Source organism: Ectopseudomonas toyotomiensis (genome assembly GCF_900115695.1).
Taxonomy (GTDB): Bacteria; Pseudomonadota; Gammaproteobacteria; order Pseudomonadales; family Pseudomonadaceae; genus Aquipseudomonas; species Aquipseudomonas toyotomiensis.
This window is the reverse complement of sequence record NZ_FOXK01000002.1, coordinates 58,543-80,911: the sequence shown is the minus strand read 5'-3', so window position 1 is coordinate 80,911 and position 22,369 is coordinate 58,543. Positions and strand designations below refer to the sequence as shown.

The following is a 22,369-nucleotide window of genomic DNA, read 5'->3' as shown; positions in this document are numbered from 1 at the left end:
TAGCCCTACAAACACTTTGCCGGTGCGCATGGCGCACCCTACGGAACCAGGACATGACCACGCTGACCACCACACCACGCGCCGATGGCTTTCGTATGCCGGCAGAATGGGAACCGCACAGCCAGACCTGGATGGTCTGGCCCGAGCGCCCGGACAACTGGCGCAACGGCGGCAAGCCGGCGCAGGCGGCCTTCACCGCAGTGGCCAAGGCCATCGCCCAGTTCGAACCGGTAACCGTCTGCGTATCCGCGGCGCAGTACGAGAACGCCCGCGCGCGACTGGATGACGACAACATCCGCCTGGTGGAAATCACCACCGACGACGCCTGGGTGCGCGACACCGGCCCGACCTTCATCACCAACACCAGCGGCGAAGTGCGCGGCGTGGACTGGACGTTCAACGCCTGGGGCGGTTTTGATGGTGGCCTGTACTGGCCGTGGCAGCGCGACGACCAGGTGGCGCGCAAGATTCTCGAGATCGAAGGCTGCAAGCGCTATCGCACCGAAGGTTTCGTGCTCGAGGGTGGCTCGATCCACGTCGACGGCGAAGGCACCCTGATCACCACCGAAGAGTGCCTGCTGAACAAAAACCGCAACCCGCACCTGTCGCGCGAAGAGATCGAGGCCGTGCTGCGCGAGCATCTGGCCATCGATACGGTGATCTGGCTGCCCGACGGCCTTTACAACGACGAGACCAACGGCCACGTCGACAACTTCTGCTGCTACGTGCGCCCGGGCGAGGTGCTGCTGGCCTGGACCGACGATCAGAACGATCCCAACCACCCGCGCTGCCAGGCCGCCATGCGTGTGCTGGAAAACGCGCGCGACGCCAAGGGCCGTCAGTTGACCGTGCACAAGATGCCGATCCCCGGCCCGATCCACGCCAGCGCCGAAGAATGCGCAGGCGTCGACATCGTCGACGGCAGCCAGGAGCGTAGCCCGGAGGTTCGCTTGGCCGGCTCCTACGTCAACTTCCTCATCGTCAACGGCGGCATCGTCGCGCCGAGCTTCGATGACCCGAAGGACGAAGAGGCGCGCGCCATCCTTGAGCGTATTTTCCCCGAGCATCGCGTGGTGATGGTGCCAGGCCGCGAGATCCTGCTCGGCGGTGGCAATATCCACTGCATCACCCAGCAGCAGCCCAAAGGCTAGCGCGCCGATCCCAGGGTTTCACCTTCCTTGCACAAAACGATAACGCCCGGCATACGCCGGGCGTTGTCGTTACAGCCTGCTCACTCGAATGGCTGCGGCCGCGGCGTATCGTTGTTCGACGGCGGCAGGATCGGCAGGGCGAAGCTCGGCTGCTGGCCGGTCAGGGTCTTGAGAAAGGCGGTGATCTTGCCGATCTCTTCCTCGCTCAGCTTACGCCCCAACTGCAAGCGCGCCATGATGTCTACCGACTCCTCCAGCTTCCAGTAGGCGCCGTCGTGAAAGTAGGGATAGGTCAGTTCGACGTTGCGTAGGGTCGGCACCTTGAACTTGAAGCGGTCGGCATCCTTGCCAGTCAGGCCAGCCACTCCCTCGGCCGGATTGCTGGTTTCATAGGGTTCGACCAGCCCCATCTTCTGGAACGAGTTGCCGCCCAGCGCCGGACCGTTGTGGCAGGCGACGCAGCCGATGGACTTGAACAGCTGGTAGCCCTCCAGTTCGGTCTGGGTGATGGCCTGCTGGTCGCCCTTGAGCCACAGGTCGAAGCGCGAATTGGGCGTGACCAGGGTCTTTTCGAACTCGGCGACGGCGTCGGTCACTTCATCCAGGGTGATTTCATCGCTCTTGTACACGGCCTTGAACGACTCGCGGTATTGCGGGATCGAGCGCAGCACGTCAATGGCGAGAATGTGAGTGAAGGCCATTTCCATCGGATTGGCGATGGGGCCGGCAGCCTGTTCCTTGAGATCGGCGGCGCGGCCATCCCAGAACTGCGCGAGGTTGAGGCTGGAATTGAGCACCGTGGGCGAATTGATCGGCCCTTGCTGCCAGTTGTGACCGATGGAGCTGGGCAGGTTGTCACTGCCGCCCATCGACAGGTTGTGGCAGGAGTTGCAGGAAATGAACCCCGAGCGCGACAGGCGCGGGTCAAAGAACAGCTGCTTGCCCAGTTCCACCTTGGCCGGATCGGTGATCTCGGCCGGTGCGATAGGCTCGACGGGTTCGTTGGCCGGTACATTGGCCCAGGCGCTGGCGCCCAGGCACAACCCGGCCATCAGGCTCAGAGTGCGCATGCGTATTTCTCCTCAGGTATTGGCTGTTCTGGTTATGTCCTGACCATGCCCAGCGCAAACCCGGGGCGACTTGATCTACATCAAGCCGCACATGCATGCCACCTCAGTGGATATGTTTCATTTCATTTTGCAGGTGTTGATACCCAACAGTGGATATGCCGGGCAGAAGCGAAAGATGCCGGTCGCCAGTAGCACCACACCGATCCAGCCCCACAGGCCGATGACACCGGCAAGGCTCAGCGCGATAAGAATCAGTCCTGCGGCGATGCGTAGACTGCGATCGAGCGTTCCAACATTGGCTTTCATCGAGGTTCTCCAGGTCAACGTCCGCGCCGGCCTTCCAGCGCAGTAAAGATCAGCATCCCGGCGAGCATCGCCGCGACGAACAGCAGGACCTGCCAGTGCCCGGTCAGCAGGATGGCAACGGCCGGTCCCGGACAGATGCCGGCGATGCCCCAACCGATCCCGAACAGCAGGCTGCCGCCAATCAGGCGAACATCGAGGTCACGACGCATCGGCAACTGCATGGCGCCGCCGAGCAGTGCCCTGGCGCGCCGTTGCGCCAGGTGCAACGGCAGCGCCGCGACCACGATGGCACCGGCCATCACCAGCGCCAGGGAAGGATCCCAGGCACCGGCCAGGTCGAGAAAGGCCAGCACCTTGGTCGGGTTGGCCATACCGGCCAGCAGCAGACCGAGGCCGAACAGCAGACCGGCCACGAATGCGCTCAGTCTGGCCATGTTCAGCCCCCCAGAAGATGACGTAGGACAAAAACCGTAGCGAAACCCGTGGCCATGAAGCACAAGGTGGCCAGCATGGAGCGCGGAGACAGGCGCGAGATGCCGCATACGCCATGGCCGCTGGTACAGCCAGAGCCGTAGCGCGTGCCGATGCCCACCAGCAAACCGGCGCCAATCAGCGACAGCGCGCCGCCATCGAAGCTGATCGCTGGCAAGGCGCTGAACAGCCCCCACAGCAGCGGCGCCAACAACAGCCCGAGGAGGAACAATGCCTTCTCGCCGCGCCCTTCTGCGCCTGGCTGCAGAACGCTGCCGAGCAGACCACTGATACCGGCCACGCGGCCATTGGCCAAGGCGAACACGGACGCCGCCAGGCCAACCAGGGCGCCGCCGGCCAGAGCGCTCCAGGGTGTGAAAGCGGCCCAGTCGATGCTCATTGCTGCCCCTCGCAGAACAGCCGATACAGGGTTTCGATCACGGCCAGCGCCGCCGGGCTGCTGATGCGATAGAAGATCTGCTTGCCGTCGCGACGGGTTGCCACCAGCCCTTCACGACGCAGCACGGCCAGCTGCTGGGACAGCGTAGGCTGCTGGATACCGAGCAGCGCCTCCAGCTCACTGACGTTGCGCTCATCTTGCGACAGCTGGCAGAGCAGCAGCAGACGATCAGGGTTGGCCAATGCCTTGAGCAACTGCCCGGCAGCGTCAGCATTGGCGCGCAACTGCTGGATATCGATGGGTTCATCCATGGGATACCTTCATTCAATACAATATGTATTTTTATATATTGTATTTCGAATAAGTGTTAGCCCAACTGACCAGCGGTTGAGGATTCAACAGGCCTTACAGGAGCGGCTTTAGCCGCGACAAGAGCTCGCCGATGAAGCCCCCTCCCACACGGGTATCGTCACTCCCCGAATGACATCCGGGCTAACACTGACACCCTACAAGCGAATTCGTTAGCGGAGCCCAGAAACGCAGAAACCCGCCGTAGCGGGTCTCCGGGTCGAAGCCAGATGAATCAGGCGTCGGCGTCAGCAGCAGCCTGATAGGCTGCCGCGTCCAGCAGCTTGTCCAGCTCGCTGGCATCGCTTGGCTTGAGCTTGAAGAACCAGCTACCGTACGGATCGCCGTTAACGCTTTCCGGGCTGTCGGCCAATGCCTCGTTGATGGCGATCACTTCGCCGCCAACTGGCGCATAGATATCGGAAGCAGCCTTGACCGACTCCACCACGCCAGCTTCCTGGCCAGCGTTCAGCTGCTTGCCAACTTCCGGCAGCTCGATGAACACCACGTCACCAAGGGCTTCCTGGGCGTGGTCGGAGATGCCCACGGTCACGCTGCCGTCAGCCTCCAGGCGCGCCCACTCGTGGCTGGCGGCATAACGCAGATCGGCGGGGATATTGCTCATGTGTCTTTCCTCGTAAACGATGACGGCAAGTGGGCCGTCAGGACAATTTAGCAGGCCGCGGCGCCAGGGGAAGCCAGCACCGCGACCTGATGATTCAGATAAGGGTTTTGCCGTTACGCACGAAGCCCGGCCTGACCACACGCACCGGGTACCACTTGCCGCGGATCTCCACCTCGGCACGATCCCCGGTCGCTGCTGGCACCCGTGCCAGTGCGATGGATTTGTTCAGCGTCGGCGAGAAGCTGCCGCTGGTGATCTCACCGTCACCGATACCTTCGACGCGCACCACCTGGTGCGCGCGCAGCACGCCACGCTCCTCCAGCACCAGGCCAACGAGCTTGCTCGGGCAGCCGGCAGCATGCTGCGCCTGCAGCGCCTGGCGGCCGATGAAGTCGCGCTCGGCCGGCTCCCAGGCGATGACCCAGGCCATATTGGCGGCCAGCGGGCTGACCTGCTCATCCATGTCCTGGCCGTAGAGGTTCATACCCGCCTCGAGGCGCAGGGTGTCACGGGCGCCAAGGCCGATGGGCGAAATACCAGCACCGACCAGGTCGTTGAGGAAGGACACCACCTCGGTCACTGGCAGCACGATTTCCAGACCATCTTCGCCGGTATAACCGGTACGCGCGATGAACCAGTCGCCCTCAGGCAGGCCCTGGAACGGCTTGAGCTCGTGGATCAGTGCGGCACGTGCCTGGCTCAGCAGTTCGGAAACCCGTGCGCGCGCCTTCGGCCCCTGAATGGCGAGCATGGCCAGATCGCGACGCTCGCGCAGTTGCACATCGAAGTCGCTTGCCTGGGCATGCATCCACGCCAGGTCCTTGTCACGGGTACCGGCGTTGACCACCAGGCGGTAACCCTGCTCGGTGAGGTAAACGATCAGGTCGTCGATCACCCCACCCTGCTCATTGAGCATGGCGCTATACAGCGCCTTGCCGGGGCTCTCCAGGCGGGCCACATCGTTGGCCAGCAGACGCTGCAGGAAGGCCTTCGCCTGACTGCCGCTCACGTCCACCACGCACATGTGCGAGACATCGAACACGCCGCACTCGCGGCGCACCTGATGATGCTCCTCCACTTGCGAACCGTAGTGCAGCGGCATGTCCCAGCCGCCGAAATCCACCATCTTGGCCCCCAGTGCCAGGTGCAGGTCATAGAGGGGGGTGCGCTGTCCCATGGGTAAATCTCCTTCCGGGCTTGGCGAAGCGATTCAGCCCCCTAGAAGCTACCTGCGTTGCCATTGCTGCGTTGAAAGTGGGCTCGAAATGCTCATGTACAAAAGTACATTCCGCTTTCTCTCCCACTTTCGCCTTGCACTGGCTGCCTCGGCTACGCTTCTAGATGAGTCCTATCGGGTCACCCCGACTCGCGAATGGCGCGCATTGTAGCCGCAAGGCCGGCGGGGGTCATCTGACCGAAGGTCGCTCCCTTGGCAGGCCCTCGCCTCAACCGAAGCCGCGGGCCGAACGGCGGATCAGCAGGATCACCGGCAGCAGGCCGACCAGCACCAGGGTCAGTGCCGGCAGCGAGGCGCGCGCCCATTCGCCTTCGCTGGTCATTTCGAACACCCGCACCGACAGGGTGTCCCAGCCGAACGGGCGCATCAGCAGGGTTGCCGGCATTTCCTTGAGCACGTCGACGAATACCAGCAGCGCAGCCGACAGGGTGCCCGGCAGCAGCAGCGGCAGATAGACCCTGAAGAACAGCCCGAAGCTGCCAACGCCCAGACTGCGTGAGGCCTCCGGCAGGGACGGCCGAATACGCGCCAGGCTGGTTTCCAGCGGCCCGAAGGCCACCGCCATGAAACGAATCAGATAGGCCACCAGCAGCGCCGCCAGGCTACCCAGCAATAGCGGCTTGCCGGCACCGCCCAATGCCGTGGACAGCGGAATCACCAGTTCACGATCCAGAAAGCTGAACGCCAGCATGATCGCCACCGCCAGCACCGACCCCGGCAAGGCATAGCCGAGGTTGCCCAGCGCCACACCGAAACGCACACCGCGATTCGGCGCCTGACGCCGGGCAAAGGCCAGCAGCATGGCCACGCTCACCGTTATCAGCGCCGCCATGCCGCCCAGATAAAGGGTATGCAGAATCAGCCCGGCGTAGCGCTCATCGAGATCGAAGCGGCCGCGTTGCCAGAACCAGGCCAGCAGTTGCAGCAGCGGGATGACGAAGGCACAGGCGAACACCAGGCCGCACCAGGCGCTGGCGGCAAAGGCCTTCCAGCCATGCAGGTGGTATAGCGCCTTGCCGCGTGGCCGCTCATTGGCTGGCCGCGCGGCGCCACGCGCACGGCGCTCGCCATAGAGCACCAGCGCCACCGCCAGCAGCAGCAGGCTGGCCAGCTGGGTCGCACTGGTCAGGCTGTAGAAGCTGTACCAGGTCTTGTAGATCGCCGTGGTGAAGGTGTCGAAGTTGAATACCGACACCGCACCGAAATCGGCCAGGGTTTCCATGATCGCCAGGGCCAGACCGGCGCCAATGGCCGGTCGCGCCATCGGCAGTGCCACCCGCCAGAACGCCTGCCAGGGGCTCTGCCCGAGCACCCGCGCGGCTTCCATCAGGCCCTTGCCCTGGGCCAGGAACGCGCCACGGGCGAGCAGATAGACGTAGGGGTAGAAAACCAGCACCAGGACGATGATCACGCCACCGGTGGAGCGTACCCGCGGCAGGCGCAGGCCACTGCCGAACCATTCGCGCAGCAGCGTCTGCAGCGGTCCGGCGAAATCCAGCAGGCCGACGAAGACGAAGGCCAGGACATAGGCGGGAATGGCGAAGGGCAGCATCAGCGCCCAGTCCAGCCAGCGCCGACCCGGGAACTCGCAAAGGCTGGTGAGCCAGGCCAGGCTGACGCCCAGCAGTGTCACGCCCACACCGACGCCAATCACCAGCGTCAGCGTGTTGCCAATCAGCCGCGCCATCTGTGTCTGCCACAGGTGCGACCAGATCTGCTGATCGACCTCATGCCAGCTCAGCAGCAATACCGACAACGGCATCAGCACCAGAACGGCGACGGCAAGGACGATGGGGTACCAGCGACGCTGGACGGGATGCGGCACGCGGATTCCTCGACTACGCAAATGACGACGCCCCGGCTAGGCGGGGCGTCGCAGTATAGCGGCAGCAGTGTGGATCACCGAAAGTACGATGATGCAGCGCTCGACGCTCCAGCGTCAGAAGCCAACAGACATGACGCGGAGCGCCACTGGTGACGTACCCACGCCGGAGCGTGGGCACGATCCCCTTTACTGCCAGCCGGCGCGATCCATCAGCATGGTCGCTTCAGCCTGACGCTTGCCGGCTACTTCGGTGGCGATCGAGTCAGCTTTGAAACTGCCCCAGGCAGCCACTTCGTCGGACGGTGCGACCGCCGGGTTGGCCGGGAACTCCTGGTTGACGCCAGCGAAGATGCTCTGTGCCTCCGGGGTGGTCATCCACTCCAGCAGCTTCTTGGCCTGCTCGGCATGCGGTGCATGCTTGGTCACACCGGCACCGGCCAGGTTGACGTGCACGCCACGGTCGTCCTGATTCGGCCAGAAGGGTTTGACCTTCAGATCCGGCTGCTGCTTGTGCAGACGGCCGTAGTAGTAGGTGTTGGTGATGCCCACGTCGCACTGGCCGGCGTCGATGGCCTGCAGCAGCGCGGTGTCATCCGGGAATACGTCGGTGGCCAGGTTGTTGACCCAACCTTTGACGATCTCCTCGGTCTTCTCGGCGCCATGGGTTTCGATCAGGGTGGCGGTCAGCGACTGGTTGTAGACCTTCTTGCTGGTGCGCAGGCACAGGCGGCCTTCCCAGTTCTTGTCGGCCAGGGCTTCGTAGGTGGACAACTCTTCCGGCTTGACGCGCTCGGTGGAGTAGAAAATGGTCCGCGCGCGCAGCGACAGGCCAGTCCAGCTGTCAGTGCTGGAACGGTACTGGGCGGGGATATTGGCGTCGATCACATCGGACTTGGTCGGCTGCAGCACGCCTTCCTGCTCGGCCTGCCAGAGGTTGCCGGCGTCGACGGTGATCAGCAGGTCAGCCGGGGTGTTGGCACCTTCGGCCTTGAGACGGGCGATCAGCGGGGCTTCCTTGTCGGTGATGAACTTCACCTTGACCCCGGTCTTCTCGGTGTAGAGATCGAATACCGGCTTGATCAGCTCGTCGATACGGGCGGAGTAGACCACCACCTCATCAGCAGCCTGAACGGCGGTTGCCAGGGTGCTGAGAGTGAATGCAGCGAGAAGCGCGTTGCGAGCCTTCATGGGACCAGCCTCTTGTGGGTGAGCAAAGTGGCTGAATAGTAGTGAATGTTATTTGCCTTCTCAACGTAAACAGCGAGACGACACGCAGCAGTTATTACAAGTTGCGTCAGCTCAGGCTCGCGCCAGTTCCGGCAGGTCGCCGGCCAGCCCAAGCGCCTGACGCACGAACAGCGCCTTGGCCTCGGCCTGACCATCCACCAGGTCGAGACCGACGTTGCGCAGCAGGCGCAGTGGCAACGGGTCGGCCTGGAACAAGCGCTGAAAGCCTTCCATCGCCGCCATCATCGCCAGGTTGTGCGGCATGCGCCGACGCTCGAAACGGCTCAACACGCGCTCATCACTGAGGCACTCACCGCGTTCGGCGGCATGCAGCAGCACCTCGGCCAGCACGGCAGCGTCGAGGAAACCCAGGTTGACGCCCTGCCCCGCCAGCGGATGGATGGTGTGCGCAGCATCGCCAATCAGCGCCAGCCCAGGCTCGACATAACGCTTGGCATGACGCTGGCGCAGCGGGATGCACAGACGGCGGTCGGCGTGCAGCACCTTGCCCAGGCGCGATTCGAAGGCCTTGCTCAGCTCGATGCAGAAAGCCTCGTCGTCCAGCGCCATCAAGCGCTCGGCTTCGACCGGCACGGTCGACCAGACGATCGAGCACCAGTGCTCGCCGGCAGGGCCTGCCAGCGGCAGAAAGGCCAGTGGACCATCGTCGGTAAAGCGTTGCCAGGCAGTGGCTTGGTGCGCTCGCTCGCAACGCACGCTGGTGACGATGGCATGGTGCAGATAATCCCACTCGCGCGTGGCGCAGCCGGCCAGGCGGCGTACCGCGGAGTTGGCGCCGTCGGCCGCGACCAGCAGCGGTGCGCGCAGTTGGCGACCATCGGTAAGCGTCAGCAACCAGTCGTCGCCGGAGCGGCGCAGCTGCTCCAGGCGCGCGCCAGGCAGCAGGCCGATCTGGCTGTCGTGCAGCCTTTCGAGCAGGGCATCCTGCACCACGCGATTCTCGACAATATGGCCAAGCGTCTCCGCATGCACGCTGGCCGCAGCGAAGTGGATGCTGCCGGTGCCGGAGCCATCCCAGACGCGCATCTCGCCGTAGGGGCAGGCACGCCGAGTGGCGATGCCCTGCCAGGCGCCCAGGCGTTCGAGAATGCGTTGGCTGGCCATCGACAACGCGCTGACACGTGGCTCGAACGGCGCCTGCACGTCGAACGGCGCCACGCTCAGCGGGCTGCCGTCGACGATCAGAATGTCCAGACCGCTGTGCTCCAATGCCAGGGCCAGGGTGCTGCCGACCATTCCGGCACCGACGATGATCAGATCCGCTCGCATATTCATTCCTTGGCTGTCAGAGACTTCGCGTGCCCATGCCCATCGCCTGGCGGGCGAACCAGCGCTTGGCCGGTGGTAGCAGATCCAGGCCCAGCAGGCCCAGGTTACGCCCGGCGGTCAGCAGCGGCTGCGCGTTGCTGAACAGGCGCGTCACCTGGTCGGAGAAGCCGACGGTCATTTGCTGATCGAGCTGCTGCCTTTGCTGGTAACGCTGAAGGGTGGCGAAATCGCCCAGTGCTGCCTCGCTGCCGATCAGCACCTCGGCCAGCGCCAGGGTATCGCGCAACGACAGGTTGTAGCCCTGGCCGGCGATGGGGTGCAGGCTGTGTGCGGCATTGCCCAGCACCACCAGATGCGGACGCACCTGCTCCTGCGCCTCGACCAGGCTCAGCGGATAGAGATGCCGCGCACCCACCTGGCGCAAGGCACCCAGGCGATAACCGAAAGCCTGCTGCAACTCGCTGAGAAAACTTGACTCGCTGGCGCGCAACAGACGTTCGGCGTCAGCCGCGGCGCGCGTCCAGACCAGTGCGCAGCGGTTGTCGCTCAGGGGCAGCAGCGCCATCGGGCCATCATCGGTGAAACGTTCGAAGGCCTGGCCGCGATGCGCCTCCAGCGGGCTGACGTTGGCAATCAGCGCACTCTGCCCATAGGGCTTGCTGCTGACGCCGATACCAAGCTGCTCACGCAGGCCGGAACGCCCACCATCAGCGAGAATCGCCAGGTCGCAGTCGAGGCAGGTTTCGTCGTTCAGGGTCAGGCGATAGCCATCGTCGAGACGCTGCATGCCGACCACTTCGGCCGGGCAACGCCACTCGATCACATCCTGATCCAGCGCCTGCCACAGACAATGGCCGAGCCAGGCGTTCTCAGCTACGTAACCGAGCGCCGGCACGCCTTCCTCGATGGCCTGCAGGCGCGTGGCACCGAAGCGGCCGCGGTCAGACACATGAATCTGCTGAATCGGCTCGGCCCGCTGGGCAATGCTCTGCCACAGGCCCAGGCGCTCGTAGATCAACCGGCTGCCATAGGACAGCGCGGTAGAGCGCGCGTCATAGCTGGGCTGGTATTCGCTGCCTGGGGCGAAGGGTTCGATCAGGGCGATGCGCCAACCACGCTGACGCGCCGTGTCCTGCAGCGCCAGTGCCAGGCTGGCACCCACCAGGCCGCCGCCGATAATGGCCAGCTGTATGCGTGACATGGGCTCAGGCCGCCTCGGTGCGAGCGGCCGCCATCAGTGCCTCGATCTCGGCAACGGTCTTGGGCACCCCATTGGTGAGAATCTCGCAGCCCTTCTTGGTCACGACCACGTCGTCCTCGATGCGCACGCCGATGCCGCGCCACTTCTTGGCGACCTTGTCGTTGTCAGGGGCGATATAGATGCCTGGTTCGACGGTCATCGCCATGCCGACCTCCAGCACGCGCCACTGCCCGCCGACCTTGTAGTCGCCGACGTCATGCACATCCATGCCCAGCCAGTGGCCGGCGCGATGCATATAGAAAGGCTTGTAGGCTTCGCTGGCGATCAGCTCGTCAACATCTCCCTCAAGCAGACCCAGATCGACCAGGCCGGCAGTGATCACCCGCACGGTAGCCTCATGGGCCTCGTTCCAGTGCCGGCCTGGAGCTATGAACTTGAATGCCTCCTCGTTGGCCTTGAGCACCAGTTCGTAGATAGCCTTCTGCTCGGGCGAAAACCTGCCGCTGACCGGGAAGGTACGGGTGATGTCGCTGGCGTAGCAGTCGATCTCGCAGCCGGCGTCGATCAGCACCAGATCGCCGTCCTTGAGCGCCGCGTCATTCTCGCGGTAGTGCAGGATGCAGGCATTGCGGCCGGCGGCGACGATGCTGCCATAGGCCGGCATCTTCGCCCCACCCTTGCGGAATTCGTAGTCCAGCTCGGCTTCCAGGTGATATTCGAACAGGCCGGCGCGACTCGCCTGCATCGCACGGATATGAGCGCGCGCACTGATCTCGGCAGCTTCCTTCATCACCTTCACTTCGGCGGCCGATTTGTACAGGCGCATGTCGTGCAGCAGGTGGTTGAGGGCGACGAATTCGTTTGGCGGCATAGCGCCCTGGCGCGCCTTGGCGCGGATGTGGTTGACCCACTCCATCAGCCGATGATCGAACTCTTGATTGCTGCCGATGGCGTAATAGACACGTTCGCGGCCTTCGATCAGCCCCGGCAGGATGTCGTCGATATCGCCAATGGGGAAAGCATCGTCGGCGCCAAACTGGCTGATCGCACCGTCCTGGCCGGCACGCAGGCCATCCCACAACTCGCGCTCGGGATCACGCTCGCGGCAGAACAGCACATATTCACCATGCTCGCGCCCAGGAATCAGCGCCATCACCGCTTCCGGCTCGGGAAAACCGGTGAGGTACTGGAAATCGCTGTCCTGACGGTACACATGCTCGACGTCACGATTGCGGATATACACCGGCGCCGCCGGCAGAATGGCGATGCTGTTGGGTTCCATCTGCGCCATCAGCGCCTTGCGCCGACGGGCATATTCGGACTTGGGGATGCTGATCAAGGCAGGCTCCGACGAAAAATCAGTGCAGGGACGGTTTAGCAGCAGGTGCCGCAGGCTTGGCGCACTCGGTGAACAGCAACAGCGGTGCCACACGCAGGTATTCCATCACCTCCATGTAGTCGCTCTCGCCATCCTCCGATTCTTCCAGTGCACTCTGCACCTGGGCGATGGCGGAGAGATCCTGCAACACTTCCATGGCTTCGGCACTCAGCGCACCGTCACGAGCGGTCAGGCCGAAGCCACCGAGAAAGCCCTGACACCACTGCCCCAGAGCGACCGCGCGCTGCGCCAGCGGGGTTTCGTCATCCGGCAACAGCAGCACCACGGTGACGTCTTCGCTGCACAGCTCACCCTTGACCATTTCCTGCAGGCCGATCAGCGCCTGGCGCACGTTGTCCTGAGGCTCGCCACCAAGCAGGTCGGCCGCGTCGAGCAGCCAGGCATCGGCGTCGAAGCCAGCGCCAGCACAGCTGCGACCAAGCAGCAGGCCGTGCAGTTCGGCAGGGGAAACGGAATGCCCGGCGCTATTGAGCAGAGCGGCGAAGGCGGCGTAGGGAGAGCTTGGAATCGACATAGATAGCTAGGCGCCAGGCGGCGCAATCTCTAGAATGGAGGCCTCGTATCCTAGCACCGGCAGACGCGGCAAGACCATCCGAGGCCGCCGGGGTGATGCCGCCATCTGCATCACACCACTGCTATCTGGGTTTGACCCGTAACCGGGACAGGCCTATACAGTCCAGCCAGCCATCCCATAGCGAGAGCCCATGGAAGACGCCGATCTGCACGCATTGACCGCCAAGCTGGAACTGCTGATCCAGCGTGTCGAGCAGCTAAAGGCTCACAACCGACTCCTGCTGGCGAACGAACAGGCCTGGCGTGAGGAACGCGCCCATCTGATCGAAAAGAACGAAATGGCCCGGCACAAGGTCGAATCGATGATTTCGCGCCTTAAAGCCCTGGAGCAGGACTCATGACCCAGTCGAACACCGTGACCGTCCATATTCTGGACAAAGAATATTGCATCGCCTGCCCGCAGGACGAACGCGCCAATCTGGAAAGCGCGGCTCGCTACCTGGACGGCAAGATGCGCGAGATCCGTACCAGCGGCAAAGTGATAGGTGCCGACCGCGTCGCCGTGATGGCAGCCTTGAACATCACCCACGACCTGCTGCACAAGCAGCAGCGCCTGGATCAGGACGCCAATTCCACCCGCCAGCAGGTGCGCGACCTGCTCGATCGTGTCGACCATGCACTGGCCGACGACCCGAGCTCCTGAGCACCGTCATGCCTGCCAGTTCGTCGCAGGCCGCCCCGCAGACCCTCTGTTCGGGTATACTGGGCGCAACTTCCTGGGGTGTGCGCCAGTCGGTGATGTCCCTGAGCCGATACGCACAACCACGGGGGTTGCACGTTGGGGCCGGTGTGCATGTCCGCCTGACGGAAAGCCTTAACGCCTCCTGCAACCTCCACCTTGAACTTTCGGGTTCAAGGGCTAAACCGACAGCGGCACGCCGGGAAGTCATCATGTCCAGCAGTGACCTTCAGCGCTGCTACCCGCCTCGTCCAAACTTCCTTTCATGACTACGCCCGCCACTCTCAGTCGCCCGCAACTGCGCCGCGTGCTGCGCCAGCGTCGTCGCGCACTCAGCCGCAGCCAGCAACGTCTTGCCGCACGTAACCTGTATCGTCAGTTGGCACAAAGCCCGCAGTTTCGCCGCGCCAGGCATATTGCCCTGTACCTGCCCAACGATGGCGAAATCGACCCAAGGCCTTTGCTGGCCGCCGCACACAAGCGCGGCAAACACACCTACCTGCCGGTGCTCAGCGCCTGGCCGCGCACCAAGATGGTGTTTCAGCGCGTCAGCCAGCACGAGAAACTGGCGAGCAATCGCTTTCGCATCCTTGAGCCACGCACGCAGCCCAAGCGCCAACGCAAGGTCTGGGCGCTGGATCTGGTGCTGCTACCGCTGGTGGGCTTCGATGATCGCGGCGGGCGCCTGGGTATGGGCGGCGGGTTCTACGACCGCAGCCTGGCTTATCTGCGCATGCGCAAAAATTGGCACATGCCGACACTACTGGGCCTGGCGCATGAGTGTCAGCGCGTGGAAGAACTGGCGATGGCCAGCTGGGACGTGCCCTTGCAGGCAACGGTGACGGACAAGGCGTGGTATTGAATCGAAAGATGCGGCACCGCGTTCCCTGCGGCGCTTACGCTGGCAGTCCGCGAATCAGGGCTGCTGCGTTACATTGATCGGAGCTTCGCTCTGGCGCTCCCAAAGGCTCTGGGTGTAACCCGTGGTAACCACGCCCAGGCTGAACAGTACGACGAGAACCCACAAAAGATCTGGCTTACGTTTCATCTATTGCCTCCCCCTTCAAGGCAATGCGCGCGTTGGTCGCGCGTTATTGTTGTGTGCAATACGACGGCGCCAAGCGTTAAGCCGGGCATTTTCCGTCAGCGCCAAGCACTGTGCAATTTCCGGCGCCAACCGGCCGTCGGAGATATCCCTCAAACGAGCGTCCGCTTACGGACAGACCTGCAGGAGCAAAGTTCATGCCTTATTGGCTGATGAAGTCCGAACCCGATGAATTGTCCATCCACGACCTGCAACGACTGGGCAAAACGCGCTGGGATGGCGTACGCAATTACCAGGCGCGCAACTTCATGCGCGCAATGAAGCCGGGCGATCTGTTCTTCTTCTATCACTCCAGCTGCCCACAACCCGGCATCGCCGGTATTGCACGTATTGCCGGCGAGATCTACCCGGACCCCACCGCGCTGGACCCGCAAAGCCACTATCACGATCCCAAGGCCAGTACCGAGAAGAACCCCTGGAGCGCTCTGGACGTCGAGTTCGACGAAGCCTTCGACGAGGTGCTGGCGCTGCAGCAACTGAAGAACAATCCGCTACTGGCCGAACTTGCGTTGGTACAACGGGGCAGTCGCCTGTCGGTGATGCCGGTGAGCGATGCCGAATGGACAGCAATTCTCGCCATGCGTTGAGTCGCATGCGGCACTGTGCTATCACGACACAGAGCCTAGGAGTTTTTCCATGCCGGCATCCTCCCCCTGGCCGGCGCGACTTGCGCTGGCGTTCCTGTTACTGGTGCTGAGCGGCGCCAGCGTTCTGCTTTGGCGTCAGATCGAGGCCGTACAGCAACAGCGTGTCGATGAGCGTATCGGCTACCAGGCACGCAGCCTGGCGCGTCAGCTGGAGAGCACGCTGCACCTGGAGGTGGCCAGCCTCGAGCGCATCGCCCGCTTGTGGAACAGCCTGGGCCGCCTGCCGCATGCCAGTTGGGGTGAGGAGGTGGAGCGTGTACTGCGAGGCTTTCCCGCCTATCAATCAATCCAGTGGGTCGGCGACGATCTACGCATGCGCTGGCTGCTACCGGTGGCCGGCAACGAAGCGGCGCTGAATTTTCGCCTGGACCCGGAGCACCCCAATTACCCACTGGCGATGGAGGCTCGCGAGAGCGGCGAACAGCGTTTCTCCAACAGCTTCGATCTGGTCCAGGGCGGACGCGGCTTCGTCCTCTACACACCGCTGTACCGTGAGCATGACGGTACCAAGGTGTTCGACGGTTTCCTCCAGGGGGTATTTCGCGTCGAACCGCTGATGCTGCAGTTGCTGACCCAGATCGATCGCGAAGCCTTCAACCTCGAACTGCTGGAAAACAGTCACAGCCTGTTCCGTCATGGCGCAGCGGACACCGATGCGCGACACAGCCTGCAACTGGGCCTGAGTCTGCTCAACAATCAGGACTTCAGCCTGCGCCTGAGCCCCACCGAGCAACTGCTCGACCAGCTCGAGTCGCCCTTGCCCGGCGTGGTGCTCGGCGCCAGCCTGGCGATCAGCCTGCTACTGGTCGCCGCCCTGGCCCTGGCGTTGGAGAACAGCCGTCGCGCCCATGCCCTGCAACTGGCCAACCGCCGTTTCAAGCTGGAGGCCGAACGCCGCGAAGAGACCGAGCAGCGCCTGCGCGAGAACCGCGAGCGTCTACAGCTGGTGCTGGACCTGACCGACTCCAGCCATGACGGGCTGTTCATCTTCGACAGCGGCACCCGCGAGCTGCTGCATATGAATCAGGCCACCTACGCCACGCTTGGCTATCGCCCTGAACAGTTCGCCGAGTTGCTGCGCGATGATCCGGAGAAACTTCTGCCAGGCTTCCACCGCTGGCTGGAGCAGGCGCGCCAGGCGCAGCGCGACAACCTTTCGCGGATATTCCAGCGCGAGCTGATCCGCCGCGATGGCAGTCGCCAACCAGCCGAAATCAACACCCAGTTGGTGCAACTGCATGACCGCGAATACCTGATCGCCGTTTCCCGCGACAACAGCGAGCGACTGCAACTGGAAGCGCAACTGCAGCGCCTGTCGCAGCTCGACGGCCTGACCGGGCTGTACAACCGCCGTTACTTCGATCAGCAACTGCTCGCCGAATGGCGCCGCCTGCGCCGCCTCAACGCGCCTTTGGCGCTGCTGATGCTGGATATCGACCACTTCAAGGCCTACAACGATGCACTGGGCCACCTCGCCGGTGACGACGCCTTGCGCAGAGTCAGTGCAGCCCTGCGCGACAGCCTGCAACGCGAAGGCGATACGGCCTGCCGCTACGGTGGCGAGGAGTTCGCGATCATTCTCGCCAACACTAATCTGGAGGGTGCCGAGCAGGTCGCCGCGCGCGTCCATGCAGCCATCGCCAGCCTGGATATCCATCACCCGGCCAGCCCGTTCGGCCACCTGACCCTGAGCATCGGTATCACGGTGGTCGACCCAGTGAGCGACGAACAGCCAGGCGAACTGCTCGCCCAAGGTGATCAGGCGCTGTATCGTGCCAAGCATGAGGGTCGCAACCGAACCTGCCTGTGGCAGCCCCCCGCGCTTGACCTGCATCAAGCCCCCTGAGGCGCATCTGGCAGACAATGGAAATGTCGTGATAGCCCCCAGCCATGGGGCGCTACAGGGAAGCCGAGATGACCAACGCAAAACGCCGCCTGCCCTATCTGATCGCCGCCAGCCTGGCCTTGCTGGCGGCCGCAGCCTGGTGGCAACTGCGCCCAGCGGGGCTGGGCGAGGGGTTCGCCAGCGGTAACGGGCGCATCGAAGCCACCGAAGTGGATGTGGCGACCAAACTAGCCGGGCGCGTCGCCAGCATCGAAGTCGACGAAGGTGACTTCGTCGAGCCCGGCCAGATTCTCGCCCGCATGGACACCCAGGTGCTCGAAGCCCAACTGGCCCAGGCCCGTGCCCAGTTGCGTCAGGCAGAGAATGGCCAGATCACCGCCGCCAGCCAGATCAGCCTGCGTCAAAGCGAAAAACTTGCCGCCGAGGCCGTGGTGCACCAACGCCAGGCGGAGCTGGATGCCGCGCGCAAACGTCACGCGCGCAGCGCCACGCTGGTCAAGCGCAACGCCCTGCCTCAGCAGACGTTGGATGACGACCTGGCCCGCCTGCAGAGTGCCGAGGCCGCGCTGGCCGCCGCGCGCGCTCAGGTCAGCTCGGCCGAGGCCGGCATAGCTGCAGCCCAGTCGCAGGCCATCGAAGCGCAATCGGCCACCGAAGCGGCCCGCGCCAGCGTCGAGAGGCTGCAGGTGGACATCGACGACAGCCAGCTCAAGGCACCACGCGCCGGCCGCGTGCAATACCGCGTCACTCAACCCGGCGAAGTGCTCGGTGCCGGCGGCAAGCTGCTCAACCTGGTGGATCTGACCGACGTCTACATGACCTTCTTCCTGCCCGAGCGCCAGGCAGGTCGCGTCGCGTTGGGCAGCGAGGTGCGCCTGGTGATCGACGCCGCACCGCAATACGTGATTCCAGCCAAGGTCAGCTATGTCGCCAGCGTCGCCCAGTTCACGCCGAAGACCGTGGAAACCGCCAGCGAACGCGAGAAGCTGATGTTCCGGGTAAAGGCGCGCATCGACCCCGAGCTGCTGAGCAAACACCTGCAGCAGGTCAAGACCGGCGTACCAGGCATGGCCTACCTGCGCCTCGATCCTGACGCCGAGTGGCCCACGCATCTGGCGATCAAGGTTCCGCAATGAACGCCCCGGTCGCACGCCTGGCTGGCGTCGGCCTGCGCTACGGCCAGACCCAGGCCCTACAGAAGGTGGATCTGCAGTTGCCAGAGCGTCGCATGGTCGGCCTGATCGGTCCGGACGGCGTCGGCAAGTCCAGTATGCTGGCGCTGATCGCCGGTGCGCGCAAGATTCAGGAAGGCAACATCGAGGTGCTCGGTGGTGACATGGCCGATGCCCGCCATCGCCGCCGTGTCTGCCCGCATATCGCCTATATGCCGCAGGGCCTGGGCAAGAACCTCTATCCGACACTGTCGGTGTTCGAGAACCTGGACTTCTTTGGCCGCCTGTTCGGCCAGGACGCTGCCGAGCGCGAGCGGCGCATCGACGATCTGCTGCGCAGCACCGGCATGGCCGCGTTCCGCGAGCGCCCGGCAGGCAAGCTGTCCGGCGGCATGAAACAGAAACTGGGGCTGTGTTGCGCGCTGATCCATGACCCGGACCTGCTGATCCTCGACGAGCCGACCACCGGCGTCGACCCACTGTCGCGCAACCAGTTCTGGGAACTGATCGCCCGCATCCGCACGCAGCGCCCGCAGATGAGCGTGCTGGTGGCCACCGCCTACATGGAGGAAGCCGAGCGCTTCGACCATCTGGTAGCGATGGATGCCGGCCGCGTGCTGGCCGAAGGCAGCCCGGCAGAACTGCGCACCCGCACCCATAGCACCAGCCTGGAACAGGCCTTTATCGCCCTGCTGCCCGAGGAACGCCGCCGCGGACATCAGCAGGTGGTCATTCCACCCCTGCAAGACAGCAACGAGATCGCCATCGAAGCCAAGGGCCTGACCATGCGCTTCGGCGATTTCGTCGCGGTGGACTCGGTATCGTTCCGCATCCGCCGTGGCGAGATCTTCGGTTTTCTCGGCTCCAACGGCTGCGGCAAGAGCACCACCATGAAGATGCTCACCGGCCTGCTGCCAGCGTCCGAGGGCGAGGCGCTGCTGTTCGGCCAGGCCGTCGACCCGCGCGACATGGCCACACGCAAGCGCGTCGGCTACATGTCCCAGGCCTTCTCCCTGTACGGCGAGCTGACGGTGCGGCAGAACCTGATGCTGCATGCCCAGCTGTTCCATGTGCCGACCGCTGAGATAGAGCCGCGCGTGGCACAGATGGCAGCACGCTTCGACCTCGGCGAAGTCATGGACATGCTCCCCGAACGCCTGCCGCTGGGCATTCGCCAACGTCTGTCACTGGCCGTGGCGGTGATCCACAAGCCGGAGATCCTCATCCTCGACGAGCCCACCTCAGGCGTCGACCCGGTGGCCCGCGACGGCTTCTGGCAACTGATGCTCGACCTCTCGCGCCGTGACGGCGTGACCATCTTCATCTCCACCCACTTCATGAACGAGGCGCAGCGCTGTGACCGCATCTCGCTGATGCACGCCGGCAAGGTGCTCGACAGCGACACGCCGCAAGGCCTGATGGAAAAACGCGGGCTGGATAGCCTCGAAGCCACCTTCATCGCCTACCTGCAGGAGGCGGTTGGCGAACAGCCCGCCAGCGAGGCGCCGCCGCTTGAACAGGCACCACCACCGCAGCGCCAGCTGTTCAGTTTGCGCCGCCTGCTCAGCTATGCCCGGCGCGAAGCGCTGGAACTGCGCCGCGACCCCATTCGCGGCGGCATGGCACTGCTCGGCACGGTGCTGCTGCTGTTCATCATCGGCTACGGCATCAGCCTCGACGTGGAGGACCTGAGCTTCGCCGTGCTGGATCGCGACCAGACCACCACCAGCCAGGAATACCACCTGAACCTGTCCGGCTCGCGCTACTTTCTGGAGAAGGCGCCGCTCTCCGATTACGACGAACTGGAACGACGCCTGCGCAATGGCGACATCAGCCTGGCGGTGGAGATTCCGCCGAATTTCGGCCGCGACCTCAAGCGCGGCGACAATCCGCAGATCGGCATGTGGATCGACGGCGCCATGCCGACCCGCGCCGAAACCATCAAGGGCTATGTCACCGGCCTGCATCAGCACTACCTGAGCGAACTGGCGCGCCGCTCACCCCAGCCGCAAGCCGCCAGCGCCGCCGAACTGGAAGTGCGCTACCGCTACAACCCGGACGTGGAAAGCCTCAAGGCCATGGTGCCGGCGGTGATTCCGCTGCTGCTGATGCTGATCCCGGCGATGCTCACGGCCCTCGGCGTGGTGCGCGAGAAGGAGCTGGGCTCGATCATCAACCTCTACGTCACACCAGTCACCCGCCTGGAGTTCCTGCTCGGCAAGCAGCTGCCCTACATCGCATTGGGCCTGTTCAACTTCGTTCTTTTGGTATTGCTGGCGGTGACCGTATTCGACGTACCGCTCAAGGGCAACCCGCTAACCCTGCTGGCAGGCGCCCTGCTCTACCTGGCGTGCGCCACGGGCCTCGGCCTGCTCATGTCGACCTTTACCAAGAGCCAGATCGCCGCGGTGTTCGGCACCGCCATCGCCACCCTGCTGCCGGCCATCCAGTTCTCCGGGCTGATCTACCCGGTGGCCTCGCTGGAAGGTTTCGGCGCGCTGGTCGGCCAGCTCTACCCGACCTCGCAGTTTCTCGTGATCAGCCGGGGCCTGTTCTCCAAGGCACTCGAACTCCATGATCTGGTCGGGTACTTCCTTACCCTGGCGCTGACCATCCCCTTGCTGACGCTGCTCAGCGCCAGCCTGCTGCGCAAACAGGAGGTCTGATGGAACGCCTGGCCAATATCCTCCACCTCGGCATCAAGGAGCTGCGCAGCCTGCAGCATGATCTGGCACTGGTGCTGCTGATCCTCTGGGCCTTCAGCATGGGCATCTACTCCGCCGCCACCAGCATGCCGGAGAGCCTGCACAACGCCGCCATCGCCGTGGTCGACGAAGACCAGTCGCAGCTCTCCGAGCGGCTGATCCAGGCCTTTCAGGAGCCCTATTTCCGTACGCCGGAGCGCATCGACCTGAGCGAGATGGATCGCGGCATGGATTCCGGGCGCTATACCTTCACCCTGAACATTCCGCCGAACTTCCAGCGCGACGTGCTCGCCGGCCGCAGCCCGGCGATCCAGCTCAACGTCGACGCCACCCAGGTGAGCATGGCCTTCACCGGTGCTGGCTATATCCAAAACATCGGTGCCAGCGAGGTGGCCGAGTTCGTCCACCGCTACCGTGGCGAGCTGCAGCAGCCGGCCGAACTGGCGCTGCGCATACAGTTCAACCCCAACCTGACGCGCGCCTGGTTCGGCTCGGTGATGGAGGTGATCAACCAGATCACCATGCTGTCGATCATCCTCACCGGCGCAGCGCTGATCCGCGAGCGCGAGCACGGCACCGTGGAACACCTGCTGGTGATGCCGGTGACGCCACTGGAAATAATGCTGGCCAAGGTCTGGTCGATGGGGTTGGTGGTACTGACGGCTGCAGCCCTGTCACTGCTGCTGGTGGTTCAGGGCTGGCTGCAGGTGCCGATCGAAGGCTCCATCGCTCTGTTCCTGGCCGGCGCGGCCCTGCACCTGTTCGCCACCACCTCGATGGGTATCTTCTTCGGCACGGTAGCGCGCTCGATGCCGCAGTTGGGCCTGCTGATCATCCTGGTGCTGCTGCCGCTGCAGATCCTCTCCGGCGGCACCACGCCACGTGAAAGCATGCCCGAGCTGGTGCAACAGATCATGCTGGCGGCGCCGACCACTCACTTCGTCGCGCTGGCCCAGGCCATTCTCTATCGCGGTGCGGGGCTGACCATCGTCTGGCCCTACATGCTGGCTATCGCCGGCATCGGCACGCTGTTCTTCGTCGCGGCACTGACGCGTTTTCGCAAGACCCTGGCGCAGATGGCCTGAACAACAT

General features: G+C 64.0%; 23 protein-coding genes and 1 other RNA gene. 10 read left to right on the top strand and 14 right to left on the bottom strand.

Features of this window, described 5'->3' with window-relative positions:
* The first annotated feature begins 53 nt into the window (after positions 1 to 53).
* Positions 54 to 1,151, top strand: coding sequence for an agmatine deiminase (gene aguA / locus BM186_RS03635; RefSeq protein WP_074913570.1), 1,098 nt, complete (start codon positions 54 to 56; stop codon positions 1,149 to 1,151).
* 80 nt (positions 1,152 to 1,231) lie between these two features.
* Here the strand turns inward: aguA and BM186_RS03630 are convergent, their stop codons facing one another.
* From BM186_RS03630 to BM186_RS03570, 13 genes are all read right to left on the bottom strand, one after another.
* Positions 1,232 to 2,221: a cytochrome-c peroxidase gene (locus BM186_RS03630; RefSeq protein ID WP_083431560.1), complete on the bottom strand. Its 990-nt coding sequence runs from the start codon at positions 2,219 to 2,221 to the stop codon at positions 1,232 to 1,234.
* A gap of 117 nt (positions 2,222 to 2,338) precedes the next feature.
* Positions 2,339 to 2,527: a YgaP family membrane protein gene (locus tag BM186_RS03625; protein ID WP_074913569.1), complete on the bottom strand. Its 189-nt coding sequence runs from the start codon at positions 2,525 to 2,527 to the stop codon at positions 2,339 to 2,341.
* 14 nt (positions 2,528 to 2,541) lie between these two features.
* Entirely contained in the window at positions 2,542 to 2,961 is a 420-nt protein-coding gene (locus BM186_RS03620; RefSeq protein ID WP_074913568.1) for a DUF6691 family protein, read from the bottom strand.
* 2 nt (positions 2,962 to 2,963) lie between these two features.
* Complete coding sequence (locus BM186_RS03615; RefSeq protein WP_074913567.1) at positions 2,964 to 3,398, bottom strand: YeeE/YedE family protein; 435 nt, start codon at positions 3,396 to 3,398, stop codon at positions 2,964 to 2,966.
* A complete protein-coding gene (locus tag BM186_RS03610) occupies positions 3,395 to 3,709 on the bottom strand; it encodes an ArsR/SmtB family transcription factor (RefSeq protein WP_074913566.1) in 315 nt (104 codons plus the stop codon). Before BM186_RS03610 ends, BM186_RS03615 begins: the two co-directional genes overlap by 4 nt.
* Before the next feature lie 272 nt (positions 3,710 to 3,981).
* A complete protein-coding gene (gene gcvH, locus BM186_RS03605; RefSeq protein WP_072423510.1) occupies positions 3,982 to 4,371 on the bottom strand; it encodes a glycine cleavage system protein GcvH in 390 nt (129 codons plus the stop codon).
* A 94-nt stretch (positions 4,372 to 4,465) separates the two neighbouring features.
* Positions 4,466 to 5,548, bottom strand: coding sequence for a glycine cleavage system aminomethyltransferase GcvT (gcvT, locus tag BM186_RS03600; protein WP_074913565.1), 1,083 nt, complete (start codon positions 5,546 to 5,548; stop codon positions 4,466 to 4,468).
* Positions 5,549 to 5,816: 268 nt separating this feature from the next.
* Positions 5,817 to 7,433, bottom strand: a complete 1,617-nt coding sequence (locus BM186_RS03595) for an ABC transporter permease (protein WP_072423512.1) — start codon at positions 7,431 to 7,433, stop codon at positions 5,817 to 5,819.
* 186 nt (positions 7,434 to 7,619) lie between these two features.
* Positions 7,620 to 8,621, bottom strand: coding sequence for an extracellular solute-binding protein (locus BM186_RS03590; RefSeq protein ID WP_017678360.1), 1,002 nt, complete (start codon positions 8,619 to 8,621; stop codon positions 7,620 to 7,622).
* Between the two features lie 111 nt (positions 8,622 to 8,732).
* Positions 8,733 to 9,950 carry a 2-octaprenyl-3-methyl-6-methoxy-1,4-benzoquinol hydroxylase gene (locus BM186_RS03585; RefSeq protein WP_162843946.1) on the bottom strand — a complete coding sequence of 406 codons (1,218 nt, stop codon included), beginning with the start codon at positions 9,948 to 9,950 and terminating at the stop codon, positions 8,733 to 8,735.
* Positions 9,951 to 9,966: 16 nt separating this feature from the next.
* Positions 9,967 to 11,151, bottom strand: a complete 1,185-nt coding sequence (gene ubiH, locus BM186_RS03580) for a 2-octaprenyl-6-methoxyphenyl hydroxylase (RefSeq protein ID WP_072423515.1) — start codon at positions 11,149 to 11,151, stop codon at positions 9,967 to 9,969.
* Between the two features lie 4 nt (positions 11,152 to 11,155).
* Positions 11,156 to 12,490, bottom strand: coding sequence for a Xaa-Pro aminopeptidase (pepP, locus tag BM186_RS03575; protein WP_072423516.1), 1,335 nt, complete (start codon positions 12,488 to 12,490; stop codon positions 11,156 to 11,158).
* A 19-nt stretch (positions 12,491 to 12,509) separates the two neighbouring features.
* Positions 12,510 to 13,064, bottom strand: coding sequence for a YecA/YgfB family protein (locus BM186_RS03570; protein ID WP_017678356.1), 555 nt, complete (start codon positions 13,062 to 13,064; stop codon positions 12,510 to 12,512).
* Between the two features lie 190 nt (positions 13,065 to 13,254).
* On the opposite strand from BM186_RS03570, the gene BM186_RS03565 reads away from it, so the two are divergent.
* The 4 genes from BM186_RS03565 to BM186_RS03550 all read left to right on the top strand — a co-directional run bounded on the left by BM186_RS03565 (position 13,255) and on the right by BM186_RS03550 (position 14,664).
* A complete protein-coding gene (locus tag BM186_RS03565; RefSeq protein ID WP_003458652.1) occupies positions 13,255 to 13,464 on the top strand; it encodes a TIGR02449 family protein in 210 nt (69 codons plus the stop codon).
* Positions 13,461 to 13,766 (top strand): cell division protein ZapA, encoded by a 306-nt coding sequence (locus BM186_RS03560; protein ID WP_017678355.1) that lies wholly within the window; start codon positions 13,461 to 13,463, stop codon positions 13,764 to 13,766. Before BM186_RS03565 ends, BM186_RS03560 begins: the two co-directional genes overlap by 4 nt.
* A 67-nt stretch (positions 13,767 to 13,833) precedes the next feature.
* Positions 13,834 to 14,012, top strand: a non-coding RNA gene (ssrS, locus tag BM186_RS03555) — 6S RNA.
* Between the two features lie 55 nt (positions 14,013 to 14,067).
* A complete protein-coding gene (locus BM186_RS03550; protein WP_074913563.1) occupies positions 14,068 to 14,664 on the top strand; it encodes a 5-formyltetrahydrofolate cyclo-ligase in 597 nt (198 codons plus the stop codon).
* A 54-nt stretch (positions 14,665 to 14,718) separates the two neighbouring features.
* Here the strand turns inward: BM186_RS03550 and BM186_RS26950 are convergent, their stop codons facing one another.
* Positions 14,719 to 14,850, bottom strand: coding sequence for a hypothetical protein (locus BM186_RS26950; RefSeq protein ID WP_003458646.1), 132 nt, complete (start codon positions 14,848 to 14,850; stop codon positions 14,719 to 14,721).
* 194 nt (positions 14,851 to 15,044) lie between these two features.
* Here BM186_RS26950 and BM186_RS03545 point away from each other — a divergent pair, with 194 nt between their 5' ends.
* The 5 genes from BM186_RS03545 to BM186_RS03525 are packed head-to-tail and all read left to right on the top strand — an operon-like array spanning position 15,045 to position 22,362.
* A complete protein-coding gene (locus BM186_RS03545; protein WP_074913562.1) occupies positions 15,045 to 15,494 on the top strand; it encodes an EVE domain-containing protein in 450 nt (149 codons plus the stop codon).
* A gap of 49 nt (positions 15,495 to 15,543) precedes the next feature.
* Positions 15,544 to 17,400 (top strand): sensor domain-containing diguanylate cyclase, encoded by a 1,857-nt coding sequence (locus BM186_RS03540; RefSeq protein ID WP_074913561.1) that lies wholly within the window; start codon positions 15,544 to 15,546, stop codon positions 17,398 to 17,400.
* Between the two features lie 44 nt (positions 17,401 to 17,444).
* A complete protein-coding gene (locus tag BM186_RS03535) occupies positions 17,445 to 18,536 on the top strand; it encodes an HlyD family secretion protein (RefSeq protein ID WP_074913560.1) in 1,092 nt (363 codons plus the stop codon).
* On the top strand, positions 18,533 to 21,238 hold the full coding sequence (rbbA, locus tag BM186_RS03530) for a ribosome-associated ATPase/putative transporter RbbA (protein WP_074913559.1): 2,706 nt from the start codon (positions 18,533 to 18,535) through the stop codon (positions 21,236 to 21,238). Before BM186_RS03535 ends, rbbA begins: the two co-directional genes overlap by 4 nt.
* Positions 21,238 to 22,362: an ABC transporter permease gene (locus BM186_RS03525; RefSeq protein WP_074913558.1), complete on the top strand. Its 1,125-nt coding sequence runs from the start codon at positions 21,238 to 21,240 to the stop codon at positions 22,360 to 22,362. The genes rbbA and BM186_RS03525 overlap by 1 nt, the downstream gene beginning before the upstream one ends.
* The last annotated feature ends 7 nt before the right edge of the window (positions 22,363 to 22,369 follow it).